The organism is Pseudomonas sp. NPDC087697, from assembly GCF_044743155.1.
Classification (GTDB): domain Bacteria; phylum Pseudomonadota; class Gammaproteobacteria; order Pseudomonadales; family Pseudomonadaceae; genus Aquipseudomonas.
In genome coordinates this window covers 102,272-120,846 of record NZ_JBIUVW010000004.1, presented here as the reverse complement: position 1 = coordinate 120,846, position 18,575 = coordinate 102,272, and the positions used below count along the sequence as shown (strand labels likewise).

The 18,575-nt window shown below is 59.3% G+C and carries 14 protein-coding genes and 1 pseudogene; 5 read left to right on the top strand and 10 right to left on the bottom strand.

All coding sequences use genetic code 11. The features are described 5' to 3' along the window. The first annotated feature begins 14 nt into the window (after nucleotides 1–14). The 5 genes and pseudogenes from groL (at nucleotide 15) to ACIPIN_RS04945 (ending at nucleotide 4,290) form a co-directional block, all read left to right on the top strand. Nucleotides 15–1,658, top strand: coding sequence for a chaperonin GroEL (groL, locus tag ACIPIN_RS04965; RefSeq protein WP_216744733.1), 1,644 nt, complete (start codon nucleotides 15–17; stop codon nucleotides 1,656–1,658). 284 nt (nucleotides 1,659–1,942) lie between these two features. After that, nucleotides 1,943–2,626: a two-component system response regulator ColR gene (gene colR, locus ACIPIN_RS04960; protein WP_054593790.1), complete on the top strand. Its 684-nt coding sequence runs from the start codon at nucleotides 1,943–1,945 to the stop codon at nucleotides 2,624–2,626. Continuing rightward, the gene (locus ACIPIN_RS04955) at nucleotides 2,616–3,896 is read left to right on the top strand and encodes a sensor histidine kinase (protein ID WP_401116092.1); all 1,281 of its coding nucleotides are present in this window, start codon (nucleotides 2,616–2,618) and stop codon (nucleotides 3,894–3,896) included. The genes colR and ACIPIN_RS04955 overlap by 11 nt, the downstream gene beginning before the upstream one ends. A gap of 47 nt (nucleotides 3,897–3,943) precedes the next feature. Further along, nucleotides 3,944–4,057: pseudogene (locus tag ACIPIN_RS04950) on the top strand (InaA protein); the annotation flags it as partial. Between the two features lie 2 nt (nucleotides 4,058–4,059). Further along, nucleotides 4,060–4,290, top strand: a complete 231-nt coding sequence (locus ACIPIN_RS04945; protein ID WP_401116089.1) for a hypothetical protein — start codon at nucleotides 4,060–4,062, stop codon at nucleotides 4,288–4,290. A gap of 80 nt (nucleotides 4,291–4,370) precedes the next feature. Here ACIPIN_RS04945 and ACIPIN_RS04940 read toward each other — a convergent pair whose 3' ends face one another. The 10 genes from ACIPIN_RS04940 to ACIPIN_RS04895 form a co-directional block, all read right to left on the bottom strand. Continuing rightward, a complete protein-coding gene (locus tag ACIPIN_RS04940) occupies nucleotides 4,371–7,397 on the bottom strand; it encodes a multidrug efflux RND transporter permease subunit (RefSeq protein WP_401116086.1) in 3,027 nt (1,008 codons plus the stop codon). Nucleotides 7,398–7,410: 13 nt separating this feature from the next. Beyond that, nucleotides 7,411–8,562, bottom strand: coding sequence for an efflux RND transporter periplasmic adaptor subunit (locus ACIPIN_RS04935; protein WP_401116083.1), 1,152 nt, complete (start codon nucleotides 8,560–8,562; stop codon nucleotides 7,411–7,413). Nucleotides 8,563–8,818: 256 nt separating this feature from the next. Next, complete coding sequence (locus ACIPIN_RS04930; RefSeq protein WP_401116081.1) at nucleotides 8,819–9,916, bottom strand: DUF1513 domain-containing protein; 1,098 nt, start codon at nucleotides 9,914–9,916, stop codon at nucleotides 8,819–8,821. Nucleotides 9,917–9,930: 14 nt separating this feature from the next. After that, entirely contained in the window at nucleotides 9,931–10,995 is a 1,065-nt protein-coding gene (locus ACIPIN_RS04925; RefSeq protein WP_401116078.1) for an imelysin family protein, read from the bottom strand. 44 nt (nucleotides 10,996–11,039) lie between these two features. Then, nucleotides 11,040–12,467: a di-heme oxidoredictase family protein gene (locus tag ACIPIN_RS04920; protein WP_401116076.1), complete on the bottom strand. Its 1,428-nt coding sequence runs from the start codon at nucleotides 12,465–12,467 to the stop codon at nucleotides 11,040–11,042. 253 nt (nucleotides 12,468–12,720) lie between these two features. After that, nucleotides 12,721–14,061 (bottom strand): imelysin family protein, encoded by a 1,341-nt coding sequence (locus tag ACIPIN_RS04915; protein WP_401116073.1) that lies wholly within the window; start codon nucleotides 14,059–14,061, stop codon nucleotides 12,721–12,723. Between the two features lie 290 nt (nucleotides 14,062–14,351). After that, nucleotides 14,352–16,403, bottom strand: a complete 2,052-nt coding sequence (locus ACIPIN_RS04910) for a putative bifunctional diguanylate cyclase/phosphodiesterase (RefSeq protein ID WP_401116071.1) — start codon at nucleotides 16,401–16,403, stop codon at nucleotides 14,352–14,354. Between the two features lie 331 nt (nucleotides 16,404–16,734). Then, complete coding sequence (locus ACIPIN_RS04905) at nucleotides 16,735–17,331, bottom strand: superoxide dismutase (protein ID WP_401116069.1); 597 nt, start codon at nucleotides 17,329–17,331, stop codon at nucleotides 16,735–16,737. 186 nt (nucleotides 17,332–17,517) lie between these two features. Further along, nucleotides 17,518–18,120, bottom strand: coding sequence for a LysE/ArgO family amino acid transporter (locus ACIPIN_RS04900; RefSeq protein WP_262113419.1), 603 nt, complete (start codon nucleotides 18,118–18,120; stop codon nucleotides 17,518–17,520). 5 nt (nucleotides 18,121–18,125) lie between these two features. Beyond that, nucleotides 18,126–18,527, bottom strand: a complete 402-nt coding sequence (locus tag ACIPIN_RS04895; RefSeq protein WP_401116066.1) for an ACT domain-containing protein — start codon at nucleotides 18,525–18,527, stop codon at nucleotides 18,126–18,128. Nucleotides 18,528–18,575: the final 48 nt, after the last annotated feature.

Below are 18,575 nucleotides of genomic sequence, written 5' to 3'. Positions count from 1 at the left end.
AAGGAATATCGATCATGGCTGCTAAAGAAGTTAAATTCGGCGATTCCGCCCGTAAGAAAATGCTCGCCGGTGTGAACGTCCTGGCTGACGCAGTAAAAGCGACCCTGGGCCCTAAAGGCCGTAACGTGATCATCGAGAAGAGCTTCGGCGCTCCGACCATCACCAAGGACGGCGTTTCGGTAGCCAAAGAAATCGAACTGAAAGACCGTTTCGAGAACATGGGCGCGCAGCTGGTCAAAGACGTTGCTTCCCGTGCCAACGATGACGCAGGCGACGGCACCACCACCGCTACCGTTCTGGCTCAATCGATCGTCAACGAAGGCCTGAAAGCCGTCGCTGCCGGCATGAACCCGATGGACCTGAAGCGCGGCATCGACAAAGCGACCATCGCTATCGTCAAAGAGCTCAAAGCCCTGTCCAAGCCATGCGCTGACACCAAGGCAATCGCTCAGGTCGGCACCATCTCGGCCAACTCCGACAGCTCCATCGGCGACATCATTGCCGAAGCCATGGAAAAAGTCGGGAAAGAAGGCGTGATCACCGTTGAAGAAGGCTCGGGCCTGGAAAACGAACTGTCGGTTGTAGAAGGCATGCAGTTCGACCGTGGCTACCTGTCCCCGTACTTCGTCAACAAGCCAGAGACCATGACCGCCGAACTGGACGGTCCGCTGATCCTGCTGGTCGACAAGAAGATCTCGAACATCCGCGAAATGCTGCCAGTACTGGAAGCCGTTGCGAAAGCCGGCCGTCCTCTGCTGATCGTTGCCGAAGACGTTGAAGGCGAAGCCCTGGCGACTCTGGTTGTGAACAACATGCGCGGCATCGTTAAAGTTGCTGCTGTCAAAGCCCCGGGCTTTGGCGACCGTCGCAAGGCCATGCTGCAGGACATCGCTGTTCTGACTGGCGGTACCGTTATCTCCGAAGAGATCGGCCTGAGCCTGGAAAGCACTACCCTGGAACACCTGGGTAATGCCAAGCGCGTGATCCTGTCCAAAGAAAACACCACCATCATCGACGGTGCTGGCGTTGAGGCTGACATCCAGGCTCGCGTTGTTCAGATCCGTCAACAAGTGGCTGACACTTCGTCCGACTACGACCGTGAAAAACTGCAAGAGCGTCTGGCCAAGCTGTCCGGCGGCGTTGCAGTGATCAAGGTTGGCGCTGGTTCCGAAGTTGAAATGAAAGAGAAGAAAGCCCGCGTTGAAGACGCCCTGCACGCTACCCGTGCAGCCGTTGAAGAAGGCGTGGTACCTGGCGGTGGCGTGGCGCTGGTTCGCGCTCTGCAAGCTATCTCTGAACTGAAAGGCGACAACGATGACCAGAACGTGGGCATCCAGTTGCTGCGTCGCGCTGTTGAAGCGCCACTGCGTCAGATCGTTGCCAACTCCGGTGACGAGCCAAGCGTTGTAGTCGACAAGGTCAAGCAGGGTAAGGGTAACTACGGTTACAACGCTGCTACCGGCGAATACGGCGACATGATCGAAATGGGTATCCTGGACCCGGCCAAAGTGACTCGTTCGGCTCTGCAAGCAGCTTCGTCGATTGCCAGCCTGATGATCACCACCGAAGCCATGATCGCTGAGATCAAGGAAGACGGTCCAGCTGGCGGCGGCATGCCAGACATGGGCGGTATGGGCGGTATGGGCGGCATGATGTAAGCCAGCCTTACCCTGTACGAAAAAACCCCGCTGGCGTTAAGCCTGCGGGGTTTTTTATTGTCTGTGAACAGCAACGTCAAAAAATCGCAGGCTTCGCCAGCTCCTACAGAGCATGCGTTCGGCGTAGGAGCTGGCGAAGCCTGCGATCTTTTGATCCTCGGTCAGACGAAAACTCGGCGGGCATTCTGACAGGGTGGATAATCAGACAGCCCTATCCCTGAGTCACTCTTGGCCTTAAGCTGCGCGGGCCAAGACGGCCGTAACTGTGTACGGAGCAAGTGCCCATGCGAATTCTATTGGTTGAAGACAACCGCGACATCCTCGCCAATCTGGCTGATTATCTGGGGCTTAAAGGCTATACCGTGGATTGCGCGCAGGACGGTTTGTCAGGTCTGCACCTGGCGGCCACCGAGCATTACGACTTGATCGTGCTCGACATCATGCTGCCCGGCATCGATGGTTACACCCTGTGCAAACGCCTGCGTGAAGACGCCCGGCGCGATACCCCGGTAATCATGTTGACCGCCCGTGACCAGCTGGATGACCGGCTGCAGGGCTTCAAGTCCGGTGCCGATGATTACTTGGTCAAACCCTTTGCCCTGTCCGAACTGGCGGCGCGCATCGAGGCGGTCATGCGTCGTACCCAGGGTGGCGGTCGCCGTGCCCTGCAGGTTGGCGATCTGAGCTACGACCTCGACACGCTGGAAGTGACCCGCGAAGGTCGCCTGCTGAAACTCAACCCGGTGGGCCTCAAACTGCTGGCAGTGTTGATGCAGAAAAGCCCGCACGTATTGCGTCGCGAAATACTTGAAGAAGCCCTCTGGGGCGATGATTGTCCGGACAGCGACAGCCTGCGCAGTCACGTCCATCAGCTACGTCAGGTGATCGACAAGCCGTTCGCCAAACCGTTGCTGCAAACCGTGCACGGCGTCGGCTATCGTCTGGCCGAGGGGCGTGATGGAGTTTAAGCAGAGCCTTGCTCAGCGGATCATTATTGCTTTTGCCTTGATGAGTGCGTTGGTTGCGGGGGCATTCGCCATGGGCATCGTGGCGACCGTGCATCTGGTCGAAGCAAAGCTGATTTCTGCAGGCTTGGGTGGCGATTTACAGCGTTTGCTGTTGATGGACAGCATGGCCGACTGGAACCACCGTCCCGAGCCCGATCAGTTGTTCTACTTCAGCGGTGGCCCCGGCGACTTTGACTTACCCAGGGACCTGCGGCACCTGGATGCGGGGTTCCATGAAGTATTTCGCGAGCATCTGTCATACCACGCGATCGTCGAGATCGTTGACGGCCGGCGTTACGTCTTGCTGCAAGATCAGAGCGATTTCGAAGAGCGCGAGCGGGTGCTGTTTGCCGTGGTGCTGGTGGGGTTCGTATTAAGTCTGGCATTGGCAGTGTTTCTTGGTTGGGTTCTGGCGCGCAAGGTCATGGCTCCGGTGGTCCGGCTGGCGCGTCAGGTGCGTCACCGCGATCAACTGCTCGGTCTGGCACCGCCCCTGGCGCCGGACTATGCCGCCGATGAAGTCGGTGAGCTGGCGGTGGCCTTCGACGCCACGCTGGGCCGATTGCGCCAGGCACTGAGCCGCGAGCGGCTATTCACCAGCGACGTCAGTCACGAACTGCGTACACCGTTGATGGTATTGGCCAGTTCCTGCGAATTGTTGCTGGAGAATCCGGATCTCGATCAGCGTGGTCGCAATCAGGTCGAGCGGATCGCTCGCGCTTGTGAAGAAATGCGCGAATTGGTCCAGACCTTCCTGATGCTCGCCCGGGCTCAGCGCGAAGATGCCAGCATGTCGCCGCAACTGACCCTGGGGCAGGTGGCCGAAGACTTGCTCGGCATGTGGCGCGAGCCGATCGAGGACAAGGGACTCACGCTGTTTTATGAACCCGGCAATCCGTCGGATACGCGCTATAACGCGACATTCCTGCATGCGGTCATGGGCAATCTGTTGCGTAATGCTTTGCACTACACCGACAGCGGGTTTATCCGCTTGACCATTCTGCCCTGCGGTTTTCTGGTCGAAGACAGCGGTGTCGGTATTCCCGAAGAGAAGCGCGAAGCGATGTTCGAGCCGTTTGTGCGCGGTGGCGAGAAGCGTGGCGAAGGGCTTGGGCTGGGCCTGTCGCTGGTGCAGCGGATTTGTGAAAACCAGGGCTGGAGCGTCAGCCTCAGCACCATGGAGCCCAACGGCTGCCGCTTTCATGTCGAACTGGGCAAGACGGATACCTGATGCCTTGGCACGCCTGGGCCACTCCTGCAGAGGCCGATTTTGAGCAGGCGGCGCATGACATAAAACAATTGCGCCGCCATTCGTCGTGGAGCCCGGCAGATTGGGAAAAGCTCGTCTACCTTTATAAGAAAGCGTATGGCAGCTCTATCAAAGGTTTATAGCCATGAAACTAGAAATTGCTAGAGGTTTGTTTATGGCAGGAGCCTTGGCAGTTGTTTCACTGGCGGTGGTATCTCTGGAGCAGCCACGCACGCAAGTCCTTGGCACAATGCACGCCGGCACGCATTGCCCATTGCCACGGGTTGTCAAGTCATCCGTGGCGGCCCACTCCGATAATGATGAGTTGCTGTTGTTCATGTTCGGCATGACTCAGGGAATGAAGCACCAGAGTTGAAACCCCTCAAGCCCACCTAAAAGGCCTCGCACATGCGCGGCCTTTTGTTTTTTAGCTGATGTGGACAGTGGCCTTGATCATCAGGGTTTGTCGGGTCTGGCCAGCAACGTGTAGATGCAGGGCAGCACGAACAGGGTGAACAAAGTCCCGATCGACATCCCGGTGGCGATCACCATTCCGATATCGTAGCGGCTGACGGCACCCGCACCGGTGGCGATGATCAACGGCACCATGCCGAAGACCATGGCTGCCGTAGTCATCAATACCGGGCGCAGACGAATAGCTGCCGCTTCCTCCACGGCTTCGCGTGGTGTCAGGCCCTTGTCCTTGCGCAACTGGTTGGCAAATTCGACGATCAGGATCCCGTGCTTGCTGATCAGTCCGATCAAGGTCACCAACCCAACCTGGGTATAGATGTTCATGCTCGACCAGCCCAGGAACAACGGGATCAGCGCACCGCAAATAGATAGCGGCACGGTCACCAGAATCACCAGTGGATCGCGGAAGCTTTCGAACTGCGCCGCCAGCACCAGGAAAATGATCGCCAGTGCCAAGGCAAAGGTCACCCACAAGGCGCTACCTTCCTGAACGTACTGTCGCGAGGTGCCGCCGTAATCGAAGGCATACCCTGGCGGTGCTTCTTCCTGGGCGATCTGACGTACGGTATCAATCGCCTCGCCCATGCTGACCGTCGAAACACCCGAGAGAATCGCCGAATTGAGTTGCTGGAACTGGTTCAACTGTCGCGGTCGTGCCCGGTCACTGATGGTGATCAAGGTCGACAGGGGCAACAGTTCACCTTTGGTGTTTTTGACGTAGTAGTTGCTCAGCCAATCGGGGTTGTCCCGGTAGGGTCGTTCGACCTGGGCGATGACCTTGTAGCTGCGCCCCTCGATGGTGAAGCGGTTGATCTCGGCTTCTGCCAGCAATGTCGCCAGGGTCACGCCCAGATCCTGCATCGAGACCCCCATCTGCGCTGCCTTGGCGCGGTCGATATCAACCACCACTTCGGGCTTGTCGAAGGCCAGGTCGATGTCGGCGAACGCGAACTTGCCGGACTCCAGCGCACGCTTTTTCACCCGATTGACTACCTCCAGCAGTGACGCGTAGTCATTGGCTGTGTTGATCACGAACTGGAATGGCAGCCCTTCGCCAGTGCCTGGCAGAGAGGGCAGGTTGAAGCCGAAGATTTGCAGGCCGGTGACGCTCGAAAGCTTTTTCTGCACCTCCGGCAGAATCTGCATCTGGGTTCGTTTGCGCTCATTCCAGGGTTTGAGCAGGAAACCGCCAATACCTGACTGCACGCCGTTGAATCCGTTGATCTGGAAGGATGAGTAGTACTCGGGAAACGCCTTGAAGATCGCGAGGAATTCATCGGTGTAGGTATTCAGGTAGTCCAGGTTGGCCGGTTGCGGAGCGTTGGCCAACATGAAAATGATGCCCTGGTCCTCATCCGGTGCCAGTTCCGATTTGGTGAACTTGAGCAGCACCGGGATCAGGCACAGCACGATCACGGCAAACACCAGCACCACCGGCCGGGTGTTGAGTGTGCCGTGCAGGACGATCTGATAGCGACGCTTGAGCCCCTCGAAAATCAGGTCGAGTCGATGGGCCAGGCCTGACGGGTTTTCATCGTGGCGCAAGAGCAGGGCGCACATCATCGGCGACAGGGTCAGGGCGACGATCCCGGAGATCACCACGGCACCGGCCAGGGTCAGGGCGAATTCCTTGAACAGGGCGCCGGTCAGGCCCGTCAGAAAGCCGATGGGCGCATAGACCGCCGCCAGGGTGATAGTCATCGAGACCACCGGCATCGCGATTTCCTGGGCGCCTTCGAGAGCCGCATCCAGCGGCGTTTTACCCTCTTCGATGTGTCGGTGAATGTTTTCCACCACGACGATGGCGTCGTCCACCACCAGGCCGATGGCCAGCACCATCGCCAACAGGGTCAGCAGGTTGATCGAGTAGCCCATCAACTGCATGAAGAACATCACGCCGATCATCGACAATGGAATGGTCACCACCGGGATCACCACCGAGCGCAGCGCGCCGAGGAACAGGAACACCACGACAATCACGATCATCACGGCTTCGAAGAGGGTTTTCACTACTTCGTTGATCGAGGCCTGAATGAACAGCGTGGCGTCGTAGGCGATTTCGGCCTTGAGGGTGGGGGGCAGCTGGGATTCCAGCTCCGGCATGAGCTTGCGCACTTCCTTGATCACGTCCAGCGGGTTGGCGGCCGGTGTGGCCTTGATCCCGATGTACACCGACGGTGTACCGCCGAAGGAACTGACGGTGTTGTAGTTCTCGGCGCCCATTTCCACACGCGCCACGTCGCTGAGCAGCACCCGGCTGTCACCTTCGGTTTTCAAGGGGATCGCGGCAAAGGCTTCGGCGGTCTTCAAGTCGGTGTTGGCGTTGATACTGGTGACGACGTACTCGCCTTTGACTTCACCGGCGGCGGACAGAAAGTTGTACTGGCGCACGGCGTTGGTGACGTCACTGGCGCTCAGGCCGAAACCGGCGAGTTTCACCGGGTCGAGCCACAGACGCATGGCAAACACCTGGTTGCCGAGAATGGCAGCTTCAGCCATGCCGGGCAGGGTGGCCAGCTTGGGCTGGATCACTCGCGACAGATAGTCGGTGATCTGTGGGTTGTTCAGCTCCTCGCTGAAGAAGCTCATATACATCAGCGCCGAGGCACCTGCGGCTTCTTTGCTCAACACCGGGTCTTCAGCGTCTTTGGGCAGCTTGTTCTTGACCTCGTTGGCCTTGGCCAGCAACTCGGTGAACAACCGGTCGCTGTTGGAACCGATACGCGCATAGATCGAAATCACCGAAAAGTTCTGCCGGCTGACCGAGGTCATGTAGTCGATACCTTCGGCACTCGCCAGGCTTTGCTGCAAGGGTTGGGTGATGTAGCCCTGAATGGTTTCGGCGTTGGCGCCTGGGTAGGCGGTGGTTACCGTGATCAGCGCGTTCTCCATCTGTGGATACTGGCGCAGCGGCAGTTTGCTCCAGGCCTGGAAGCCCAGCAGCACAATCAGCAGGCTGACCACGGTGGCGAGCACCGGGCGGCGGATGAACGGATCGGTAAAAGCCATGGGAATTCCTTGATCAGTTCGTGCGCGGTTGGCTGGTCTGTTCGGCTGGCAGGTTCTTGTCGGGGCTGATGACAATGTGCGTGCCGTTGTCGAGTTTGATCTGACCGGCGCTGACCACTTGCTCGCCGTTCTGCAGCCCTTTGTTGATCAGCACCATACCGTCGCGGCGCTCGCCGGTTTCGATGAAGCGTCGCTCGGCAATCAGGATGGGTTGGCCCTTGTCGTCCTTCTCGACGTTGCCGTCCGTAGCTTTCTTCTGGGCGACCACGTAGAGCGAGTTGCCATAGAGGGTGTAGGTGATCGCGCTTTCCGGTACCACGATCTTGGGTTGTGGGTCGGGCAGCATGACCAGCAGGCTGGCGAACATGCCTGGCAGCAATTTGCCGTCCGGGTTGGCCAGGGTGGCGCGTACCAGAATGTTACGCGTGCTGTTTTCGACCTTGGGGTTGATCGCGCTGATGGTGCCTGGGAAGTTCTGTGTCGGGTAGGCCGAGACGGTGACCTGTACTGGCTGGCCGAGGGCGATTTTCGGTACTGATTGTTCCGGTACATAGAAGTCGACGTAAAGGCTGCTCAAGTCCTGCAGGGTGGCAATGACCGTGCCGCTAGGGAGGAAGTCACCGACGTCCACCTGACGAATGCCGATGGTGCCGCTGAAGGGCGCGACGATGTGTTTTTTCGCCAGCGCCGCCTTGAGCTGGTTGACCGTGGCCTTGCTCTTTGCAAGCACCGCGGTGAGCCGGTCGAACTCGCCCTTGGAGATCGCCTGACTGCCGACCAATTGGCTGCCACGACCGTAATCCAGTTGCGCCAGGCCTAGGTCGGCCTGCGCGGTTTCCAGCAGGGCACTTTCAACCGCGCTGTCGAGTTGCACGATCGGCTGGCCGGCCTTGACCTTCTGCCCGGACTCGAACTGCACGTCCTTGACCGTACCGGCGATTTCCAGACTCAGATTGACCCCTTGCAATGCCTTGAGGGTGCCGACCGTGGGCAAGCGGGTTTGCCAGGGCCGTTCGGTGGCGGTGGCCACGGCAACGCTCACCGCTGGTCTTGGCACAGCGAAGGTCTGGACCATCTTGTAGATGGAGAAGGCTTTGTAGCCTCCCAGCATCAGGACGATCAACAGGACAACACCCAACATGATCAGCATGCGGCGGCGCAGCATATTCCACTTCCTTGGAAAAAAGCCGAGGAAAAATCAGGTGAGACAGGCCGAACATTACTCCGTGTGTGCCGGTGATTCCAGATAGCATTTTTCGGCGATCCCGCCTGATCCGTAGCAGCTGGCGCAGCCTGCGTTCGAGCGCGAAGCGGTCGTAAATCCTGCCGTCACGGTTAATCTGAAACACCGCGGCGCATGATTTTACGACTGCTGCGCAGCCGAACGCAGGCTGCGCCAGCTGCTACGGGGATTGCGTGATTCAGACCAGATGCAGATGGTTATCCCAGAGCCCGGCGGGGAGTTCGAGGGGCTTGGCCAGCAGCGGTGTCTGGCGACAATCATAGAAACGGCAACGCCCTTGCCCCGAGGTCACGACAAAACCATCGGCCACTGCACCGACACCGGCGCAGTCGGGCAGCGGTGCATCGAGGCGCACTTCGCCGCTGTCCATGTCCCAGATGAAAAAGCGGTTGCCGCGCGGTGCGGTGAGCGCCACCAGCCGCAAGTCACTGTGCACCGCGACGCTCGCGGTGTAGTGCCCCATGGCCTGCAACTGGTGCTCGGCGACCGGGAACGCGACAAAGGGCTGGCCGGGACGCTTGATCGCCAACAGCTCGGATGATTCGTGCGCGGCCCCCATGAACTGCTGGCCGGTGACGATGGTGCCGTCGCTGGCGATCCCCATGTGGCGCACGCTGTTCATCTGCTGGGCCAGGGTTTCCTTGCTCAGCAAGGTGCCGTCACGCTGCATCAGTACCAGGCTCGGCTCCATGGCGTTGAGGTTCATCTCGACCCGGCTCTCGGCTTCGGTACGAATCCCGCCGTTGGCCACCACCAGGGTTTCACCGTCAGGCATCCACGACACCTGATGCGGGCCGATACCGTGGGTAGAAATCTCACCGCTGTGAACCAACCGTTCACCCTCGAAACGGTACACCCCGAGCAGGCCGCGACCTGGCTCGGTGGTGTCGTTTTCGGTGGCGTACAGCCAGTCACCGCTTTTGTGAATGACCGCGTGGCCGTAGAAGTGTCGGTTCGGTTGCGACACCACGGTTTGCAGCAGTGTGCCGTCACGCAGATCGACCAGATAGCTCTCGGTGCCCGGCCGGCGGGCGACGAACAGGGCAATCGGCAGCGTCGGGTGGTTGATGATGTCGTGGCAGCGCTGGCCGACTTCGGTGGCGAATACCCGAGTGCCGTCCAGCCGATAGCCGACGGCGTAATGTTTACCGTCGCTGTCGTCGCGGGCCGAAAGCAGCAAAGGACCGTGGTCCTTTTGCTGGAACAGCTTCCAGCCGCCCAGCGTCACGGCGCCCAGCAATAAACTGCCTAAAGTCAGAGCCTGGCGTCGCAGCATGGAGCTAACCCTCATCAGTCACCGTCGTTGGCGTTGAAGCCCAGTTGGATGCCCAGCGCCTTGGCCAGATCACTTTCGTGCAGGCGATGGACGACGTTGAGGCTGTCGTAGAGGTCGTTCAGTTGCTGGCGACCGGCATCGTCCGTGAGCATTTCGGTCAGCGAGCGCTGGTTGCTTTCGAACAGTTTCAGTGACGCGGTGTAGGCAGCATCGATCTTGTCAGCCAAAGGCTTCTGCGCGGCCGGCAACAGACCACGCAGGCCCTTGTTGTCGACACCCACCCAGACCGTCCGGGCGGCAGCCAGACTCGCTTCCATGCTTTGCAGCGACGTATGACTGCGCCATGCGTCCGCCTGGAACGGCTGAGGGATGCCCTTGGTCTGACGCCCCATCGGCGTGCCGAGTTTTTTCTTCAGGGTATCGAGTGCCGTCACTTGAGCGCGCAGCAGATCGGCGATGGCTTCGTGGGAGTCGGCGTAACGCTGGTTCGGGAATTTGCTCAGTTGCGCGAGCATGCCGTCGTTACTGTTCCAGCTGGTCAGAATCTCTTCGGCCAGCTGTTTCTGACGTTCGCCGATGGCGGTCAGCAGTGGGCAGTAACGGGCTTTTTGAGCCGCGTCGGCAACGTTGGTCTTGTCGTCGAACAGAATGTACTCATAGGCCGAGAGGCCCTGCACGACGACGCTGGATTTAGCCAGCGCAGCGGCATCGATCTGAGGTTGTGCGGTGACCAATTGCTCGACTTGACGGCCGACCAGGTTTTTCTTGTCCGGCCAGAACTGCACCTGCCAGGAGCGATTGCCCTCGGCCAGCGGGCCGACGAGCAACGGCTGCAACTCGGCCCAGGCTTTTTGCGCGTGAAGGAAGTCGGCGCGAGCGGTTGCAAGGTCTGCCTTGCCTTCGCAGTAGGCCAGCGCACTGACGGCCAATTGGCGGTCGGCTTCAACCCAGCGGCTGTAGGTTGGCAGGATCACCTGTTTGGCGATGGCTGCCGACGTGACGGCTTGAGGATCCTGAGGCGAACAGGCACCCAGGGCGAGTGCGGCAAGGCTGGTGAACAAGAACTTGGGACGGAACATGTCGGGCTCCCTTTTTATATGGGCAAAAGCTTATGGGAAATGCGTTAAAGAGAGTTCAAAAAGGCCAGCAACGCAGCGCGCTGTTCGGTATTGAAAGCTAAAACCTGCTGCTGCGCCGCGTGTGCTTCACCGCCGTGCCAGAGCACGGCTTCGAGCAGGTTGCGGGCGCGGCCGTCATGCAGAAACTGAGTGTGGCCACTGACCGTCTGCGTCAGGCCAATGCCCCACAGCGGCGGTGTGCGCCAGTCGCGGCCAGAGGCCTGGAATTCGCTACGGTTATCGGCCAGGCCTTCGCCCATGTCATGCAGCAACAGATCGCTGTAGGGGCGAATCACTTGATTGGCCAGTTCAGGTTCTGCGGCATTCGCGGCGGTGGTGAATTTCGGTGTGTGGCAGGACTGGCAACCGGCCTGATAGAACAGGTTTTTGCCGGCCAGGACCTGCGATCCATTGACGTCACGGCGGGCAGGAACAGCCAGGTTACGGCTGTAGAACAGCACCAGGCGCAAGATGTTGTCGCTGACTTCCGGCTCGCCATTCGGACCATTGCCATTGGGCGCCTGCAGGCAGTCAGTCTGGGCCTGGGTGCAGTCATCAAACGGTCTCAGGCTGGTCGTGAGGCCCATATCACCGGAAAACGCGTGAACGTTTTGCTGATTGAGATTCGGTTGCCCGGCTTTCCAGCCAAAGCGGCCCAAAACGGTCTTTTGCTGCGTGTCATCCCAGACCCGGTTCGGACGTCCGGCGATGCCGTTCTTGTCTTTAGCCTGCGCATCGGCATTGGCCAGGATATCCGCGTCGGAGATGGCTTCGAGTAGCCCGAGGCCAATCATCGGCGGAGCGACTCGTGCGGAAAAACGCGTGTCGGGATGCATCGGGCCGTAGCCCAGTTGGGTGATCAACAGTTTGGGTTTGCGCAGTTCGACTTCGGTGCCATCGGTAAAGCGCACAGGGACCGGATCGTAGTCGACGCGAACCTTGCCTTCGGGAGCGACGCCGGGCACGGCCATGTCCTGAAGTTGCCCACCGTAGACTGGCTCAGGCACCACCCCCATTTGTTCGATGACCTTTACATAGGCCGCAGCGTTGGGGATCGACAGACGCACCAGCATCGACACGGCGTTATCGGCGTCGGCAGTCGGCGGATGACCACGCCCGTCCTTGATGTGGCAGTTCTGGCAGGCGTTGGTATTGAACAGCGGGCCGAGGCCGTCGCGAGCGGTGGTGGTCGACGGGGCGATCACCCACGGGCTGCGGAAGAAACTGTTGCCGACGCTGAAGTCCAGCCGACGGGTCGGCGAGAGGTTGGCTGAAGGCTGGGAGAATGCGTTCCGGTCGGTCTTTCTGACGGTCGCCGCGCCGCCGGAGCGAGCTTCACCGGGTTCGGCCTTGGTAAAACGCGGGGCGTCATCGCAGGCACTCAGGCCCAGGGCCAGAATCAGTGCAGACAAACGAAGAGGCAGCGAGGGCATCAGCAATCCTGAAAGACGGGCAAAACAAGGGCGCAAAGTCTAACAGGGCAGGGGAGTTTGAATAAGAGGAATTATCGTTTGCTTTCATCTGTAGGAGCAAAGCTTGCTCGCGATAGCGGTAGTCTGTTCAAAATAAATGTTGGCAATGATGGCCCCATCGCGAGCAGGCTCGCTCCCACAGGGAGTTGCATTCAGGCAGGTATTAAAAAGGCGACCCGAAGGTCGCCTTATTCATTCACTCAGCCAGCGCTGATCAGAACTCGTGATCAGCGTTGTCCGGGTTCAGGTCGCTGATCCCCAGTTTGCCGGCAGCCTGTTCGATCGAGGTGGTCTGCTTGACCAGCGCCGCAATGGCGTCACGCACAATCTGCTTACCCGCGGTGTTGCCGGCAGCGATCAGTTGGTCGTAGTGCTCACCCTTGTTGGCGTGATCAACCATGACCTGCATCCTGGCTTCGGTGGCGGCCAGGTCGGCCTTGAGCGCAGCATCGGCAGCCGGGTCGGCTTTGGCCACCAGCGACGACAGGCTGGCACCGGTCATCTTGGTGCCGTCTGCGCGGGTGTATTCGCCCAGGTACACGTTACGAATGCCCTTGGCATCGTAGAAGTGCGAGTTGTGGGTGTTGTCGCTGAAGCAGTCCTGTTCGTCTTCCGGGGAGTTGGCTTCCAGGGAAACTTTCATGCGCTCGCCCGCCAGTTCGCCCAGCGAGAGGCTGCCCATGCCGAAGAGCATCTTGCGCAGACCGCTTTCAGCTGGTTCTTCTTCCAGCTCGGCGCGGTAGTTGTCGGGCACGTTCGGCTTCCAGTTGCCGACCATTTCTTCCAGGTCGCTGACCAGCAGCTGGGTCACGGCTTTGAGGTAGGCGCGACGACGATCGTTGTGGCCACCGGTAGCGCCGGCGCCTTCCAGGTAGTCCGAAGCAGGGCGGTTGCCGGCACCAGGGCCGGTGCCGTTCAGGTCCTGACCCCAGAGCAGGAATTCGATGGCGTGGTAGCCGGTCGCGACGTTCGCTTCGGAACCGCCCAGCTCGTTCAGGCTGGCGAGTTTTTCCGGCGTGATGTCGGTCACGTCGATCTTGTCTTCGCCAATCTGAATAATCGGGTTGGCGATGATGTTGGCGTTGGCGCCCGGGTTACCCAAGGCGGGCTCGTAACTCTTGTCGACGTAGTCGATCAGGCCTTCGTCGAGCGGCCAGGCGTTAACCTGACCTTCCCAATCGTCGATGATGGTGTTGCCGAAGCGGAACGCTTCACTCTGCAGGTAAGGCACGCGCGCGGCGACCCAGGCAGCACGAGCGGCTTTCAGGGTTTCGGCATTCGGCTTGGCGAGGAAGGCGTCGATAGCGGTTTGCAGGGTTTTCGCGGTGGATTCGGCATCGCTGAAGACCGCAAAAGCCATGTCGGCGTAGTGCGCGACAACGGCTTTGGCAGCGGCTTCATCGACTTTGCCAGTGTCAGCAGGCGCAGCAGGTGCTGCGGTGCTGGCGGCCGGAGTAGGTGCTTGAGAAGCAGCCTTGTCTTTGCCTTCGCCGCAACCGGCGAGGGAAATAGCGATGGCCAGCAAACTGGCGGTAGCCAGAGGCATACGAATCATGGCGAACATCCTGCTTCGGTAAATAATGGACAGGCGCGGGGGTGCGCAAATCATGCGACATGATGCGAAAGATTTGCATTATGTGTAAAGGGCTGTGATTGGAAATATTTCTTGTTTACGAGGTAGTTGCGCCTGCACATGACCTGTAGCAGCTGGCGCAGCCTGCGTTCGGCTGCGAAGCAGTCGTGAAATCAGGCACTGCGTTGTGTCAGGCTAATCGCGGCGTCAGTATTTACGACTGCTTCGCAGCCGAACGCAGCCTTCGGCAGCTGCTACGGGACAGAGTCAGATCACAGGATAGCGGCGTTACTGCGTTGGGCCTGTTTCAAATAAGCGCTCAGTTCTCGTGCAGGCAGCGGTTTGCTGTAGAGATAGCCCTGACCTTCGTGACAGCCTTCGGAGATGATGTAAGTCTCTTGCTCGGTGGTTTCCACGCCCTCGGCGATCACCTGCATGCCAAGGCTTTTGCCGAGCTGGATGATCGCACGAACGATGGTTGCATCGTCGTCGTCATCGAGCAGGTCCTGAACGAAGCTCTTGTCGATCTTGATCTTGTCCAGCGGCAGGCTTTTCAGGTAACTCAGCGATGAGTATCCGGTCCCGAAGTCGTCGATAGCGATCAATGCCCCCGAACGGCGCAGGCTGAGCAGGTGCTGTGCGGCGGTGCTGATGTCTTCCATCAGGCCGGTCTCGGTGACTTCCAGCTCCAGGCTGCGCGGCGGCAGGCGATACATTTGCAGCAGGTTGTTGACCACCCGCGGCAGCTCGGCGTGGTGCAGTTGCACGGTGGACAGGTTGACCGCCATGCGCAGGTCGCTGAACCCCTGGTCGTGCCATTCGCGCAGCTGTCGGCAGGCCTGGTCCAGCACCCATTCGCCGATGGCGATGATCGTGCCGTTCTGCTCGGCCAGCGGAATGAACAGATCCGGCGGCACCAGTCCGTGTTCCGGGTGTTGCCAGCGAATCAGCGCCTCGACCCCGACCACCCGGTGATCGCGGTAGCTGATCTGCGGTTGGTAAACCAGATAGAACTGATTGCGGGTGAGGGCGTCGCGCAGGTCTTTTTCCAGTTCACGGCGACGGCGCATTTCGCTGTCGACACTGGCGATATAAAACTGATAACGGTTGCGCGAACGGGTCTTGGCCAGGGTCATGGTCTGTTCGGCTTTCTGCAACAGCTTCTCGGTGCTGTCGCCATCTTCCGGGAACAGGGTGATGCCGATAGTTGCGCGCAGGCGGATTTCCTGATGATCGAGGGCAAACGCCGCTTCCAGATCATCAAGGATGCTTTGCGCCAGCTCGGCAGCTTCGTAGGGTTGCTCGATATCGGCCTGAACCAGCGCGAACTGATCGCCTCCGAGGCGGGCGAGCGCGCCGAGACGACCGCTGTGGGCACGCAGACGGTCGGCCAGGGCCAGCAGTAATTGGTCGCCGGTCTGGTAGCTGAACTGCTCGTTGATGCCCTTGAAATCGTCCAGGCCCACACATAACACCGCGACCCGTCGCTGCAAGCGGCCGGCGTCGACCAGAATCTTGTCCAGTTGCTGCTGCAATTGCTGACGGTTCGGCAGGCCGGTGAGGAAATCGTATTGAGCCATGCGCAACAGGCTGTTTTCGGCTTCGTGGCGCAGATGGGTATTGCGTTCGATGGACTCAAGCAACTGGTTGGCGGTGTTGATCCAGATCCCCAGTTCGTTCTTTTCGTGGCCCTTGAGCTGCGGAATCTTGTGTTCGCTGGGGCGGTCGGGGTTGACGTTGGTCAGGTGTTCGATAATCCGCGACAGCGGTTTGGTCAGCAGCCAGTGATAGACCAGGTACAGCACCAGGCCCATGGCCATGGCCCGAAACACGCCGGAAATGAAGATGATCACCGAGCTGACAATAAAGCCCTGGCCGTAGGTGGCGGTGTCGAGGGTGATGCTGAGATCGCCGTAATATTCGCTGTAGGGGCCACGACCCACCAATTGTGTGGTGAACGTGCGCTCCTGACCCAGAATAAGGTCGGTCAGCCAGCGGCTGCTGGATTGCTGCAAGTCACGGGATTTTTCCGCGAGCATGGTTTCGTTGGGATGGCCGATGGAGGCCATACGCACGGCGTCGTCCTGGAACAGGCCTTCGATAACCTGCATACCCATTTCCCGATCGAGGCTGTATACCGCCTGGGTCGAGGGGTCACGGAACATGTCGAGGATGCGCTGGGCATCATTGGCCACGGCCTGGCGTGTTTTATAAGCATCGAAAACGATCTGCGCGCAGCTCAAAACTACGCCGACGATCAATGCCGACAGGAGCACGACCCGGAGCAACTTCACCGACAAGCTGTTTTTGAGTTCCAGCTTCAAAGGGTAATTCCTTGTTCCGTGCGGGTAACGTCAAGTTGCCATGAGTATTGGCAATCCCGTGATGGCAGTCAAAGGGACAATCAAGCCGTGTAGATTTTGTCTGCCGGCTTGGCCGCATTTCCGGGTAACCGGCAATTGGAGCCCATTAGTAGTGTTTCGGTAGGCACCTCCTGCAACTTGAGGGGCAGGGGAGAATATTTGTGTCTGGTTGATGGTAGACGGCTATGGCGTTGGGGCAAGGGAGCGCTTGTTTTCGGAGGGGCAGGTGACGTTGACTTTGCACAGATATAAAAAAACCCGGCAATGCCGGGTTTTTTCACTGCAAGCAGGCTTAAGCAGTGAAGGTTTTGCCTTCGAACTGCTCAGCCACGAACTTCCAGTTGACCAGGTTCCAGAACGCTTCAACGTACTTCGGACGCAGGTTGCGGTAGTCGATGTAGTAAGCGTGTTCCCAGACGTCGCAGGTCAGCAGCGGGGTGTCGCCGCTGGTCAGCGGGTTGCCGGCGCCGATGGTGCTGGCCAGGGCCAGGGAACCGTCAGCTTTTTTCACCAGCCAGCCCCAACCGGAACCGAAGGTGCCGACCGAAGTCTTGGTGAACTCTTCTTTGAACTTGTCGAACGAACCGAAAGCAGCGTTGATCGCTTCAGACAGTGCGCCGGTTGGTTGACCGCCAGCGTTTGGCGCCAGGCAGTTCCAGTAGAAAGTGTGGTTCCAGACCTGAGCGGCGTTGTTGAAGATGCCACCCGAAGAAGTCTTGACGATTTGTTCCAGGGTCTTGCCTTCGAACTCGGTGCCTGGCACCAGGTTGTTCAGGTTCACGACGTAGGTGTTGTGGTGCTTGTCGTGGTGATATTCCAGAGTTTCCTTGGAAATGTGCGGCTGCAGTGCATCGTGTGCGTAAGGCAGTGGCGGCAATTCGAAAGCCATGATGATTCTCCTAATCAGGTCAGTTGCGGTGAGCGCAAGGCCGATCACGGGCGGCCAGACAAGCGCCGGGGAGTTTGTACTCTTTGCGGCGCAGGTGTCGGATCATAGCACCGGGGGTGCGGCTTAACCACGCAACAACTGTGTGGAATAGAGGTTCCAGAGCTGTTTGGAATTATCAGGCGTAGATCAGGCGGCGGTGATTAACTGAAATGCCACTGTGAACATCATCACGGCCACCAGCAGGTCGAGAATCCGCCAGGTGCTCGGGCGTGCCAGCCACGGTGCCAGCCACGCGGCGCCCAGCGCGAGGGTGAAAAACCACAGCAATGACGCACTGGCCGCGCCCACCACATAAGCGCCCGGCACTGTTTGTTGTGCTCCGAGAGAACCGATCAGTAATACGGTGTCCAGATACACGTGAGGGTTGAGCAGCGTCACCGCCAATGCGCTGAGCATCACCGCTCGCAACGAACGTACCGTCTGATTCTCGCCCTGTTGCAGACTTTGCTTCGAGCAGGCGCGACGCAGTGCCAGGCTGCCGTACCAGAGCAGGAAGGCCGCGCCGCCCCAACGGGCGATGGCCAGCAACAACGGGTTTTGCGCGAGGATCGTCGCCAGCCCGAACACCCCGGCGGCCACCAGTAATGCATCACAGGTCACGCAGAGCGCGGCCACTGGCAGGTGATGTTCGCGGCGCAAGCTTTGCGCCAACACGAACGCATTTTGCGTACCGATCGCCATGATCAGTCCCGCAGCGACCAACAGGCCGTTCACATAGCTTTGCCACATAAGGTTTACTCCGCGTTTGCCGCGAGTTGGCGCAGTACTGATATCGCGCGTTGGGCGTCGGCCTGGCCGACAAACAAATGGTCGTGGTAATAGCCGGCAATCACGTTGCAGCTGATACCGGCCTGGCCGAGGGCTGTGGCGAATGCGGCGGTCAGGCCAACGGCTTCGAGGGCCGAATGCACGTTGAGGGTGATCCACGCCGCCAGGTAATCGAAGCTGAGCCCGGCCTTCTCGGCTTGCGAGCGCTCAAGGATCACCGTCAGGCCTTCTTGTTCACGGAAGCTGCCGATGATCTCGCAGTCCTTGGGCAGATGGCCGTCGCGAATCGTGCAAAACACGTATTCGCCGTCGTTGAGCTGCGGGCTCATGCTGCGCAGCAGGGTGTTCAGTGAGGTTTCGCCAGCCATGTCGCTGATCCTTGTTCAAGAGTTCGTGCTGGTCATTCTCCTGTTCCT

Excerpts from the sequence above, each read along its gene's own strand:
- ACIPIN_RS04920 (WP_401116076.1), bottom strand. The coding sequence starts at position 12,467 with ATGCCCTCGCTGCCTCTTCGTTTGTCTGCACTGATTCTGGCCCTGGGC.
- groL (WP_216744733.1), top strand. The coding sequence starts at position 15 with ATGGCTGCTAAAGAAGTTAAATTCGGCGATTCCGCCCGTAAGAAAATG.
- ACIPIN_RS04955 (WP_401116092.1), top strand. The coding sequence starts at position 2,616 with ATGGAGTTTAAGCAGAGCCTTGCTCAGCGGATCATTATTGCTTTTGCC.
- ACIPIN_RS04925 (WP_401116078.1), bottom strand. The coding sequence starts at position 10,995 with ATGTTCCGTCCCAAGTTCTTGTTCACCAGCCTTGCCGCACTCGCCCTG.
- ACIPIN_RS04945 (WP_401116089.1), top strand. The coding sequence starts at position 4,060 with ATGAAACTAGAAATTGCTAGAGGTTTGTTTATGGCAGGAGCCTTGGCA.
- ACIPIN_RS04940 (WP_401116086.1), bottom strand. The coding sequence starts at position 7,397 with ATGGCTTTTACCGATCCGTTCATCCGCCGCCCGGTGCTCGCCACCGTG.
- ACIPIN_RS04900 (WP_262113419.1), bottom strand. The coding sequence starts at position 18,120 with ATGTGGCAAAGCTATGTGAACGGCCTGTTGGTCGCTGCGGGACTGATC.
- ACIPIN_RS04915 (WP_401116073.1), bottom strand. The coding sequence starts at position 14,061 with ATGATTCGTATGCCTCTGGCTACCGCCAGTTTGCTGGCCATCGCTATT.
- ACIPIN_RS04895 (WP_401116066.1), bottom strand. The coding sequence starts at position 18,527 with ATGGCTGGCGAAACCTCACTGAACACCCTGCTGCGCAGCATGAGCCCG.
- ACIPIN_RS04905 (WP_401116069.1), bottom strand. The coding sequence starts at position 17,331 with ATGGCTTTCGAATTGCCGCCACTGCCTTACGCACACGATGCACTGCAG.
- colR (WP_054593790.1), top strand. The coding sequence starts at position 1,943 with ATGCGAATTCTATTGGTTGAAGACAACCGCGACATCCTCGCCAATCTG.
- ACIPIN_RS04935 (WP_401116083.1), bottom strand. The coding sequence starts at position 8,562 with ATGCTGCGCCGCCGCATGCTGATCATGTTGGGTGTTGTCCTGTTGATC.
- ACIPIN_RS04930 (WP_401116081.1), bottom strand. The coding sequence starts at position 9,916 with ATGCTGCGACGCCAGGCTCTGACTTTAGGCAGTTTATTGCTGGGCGCC.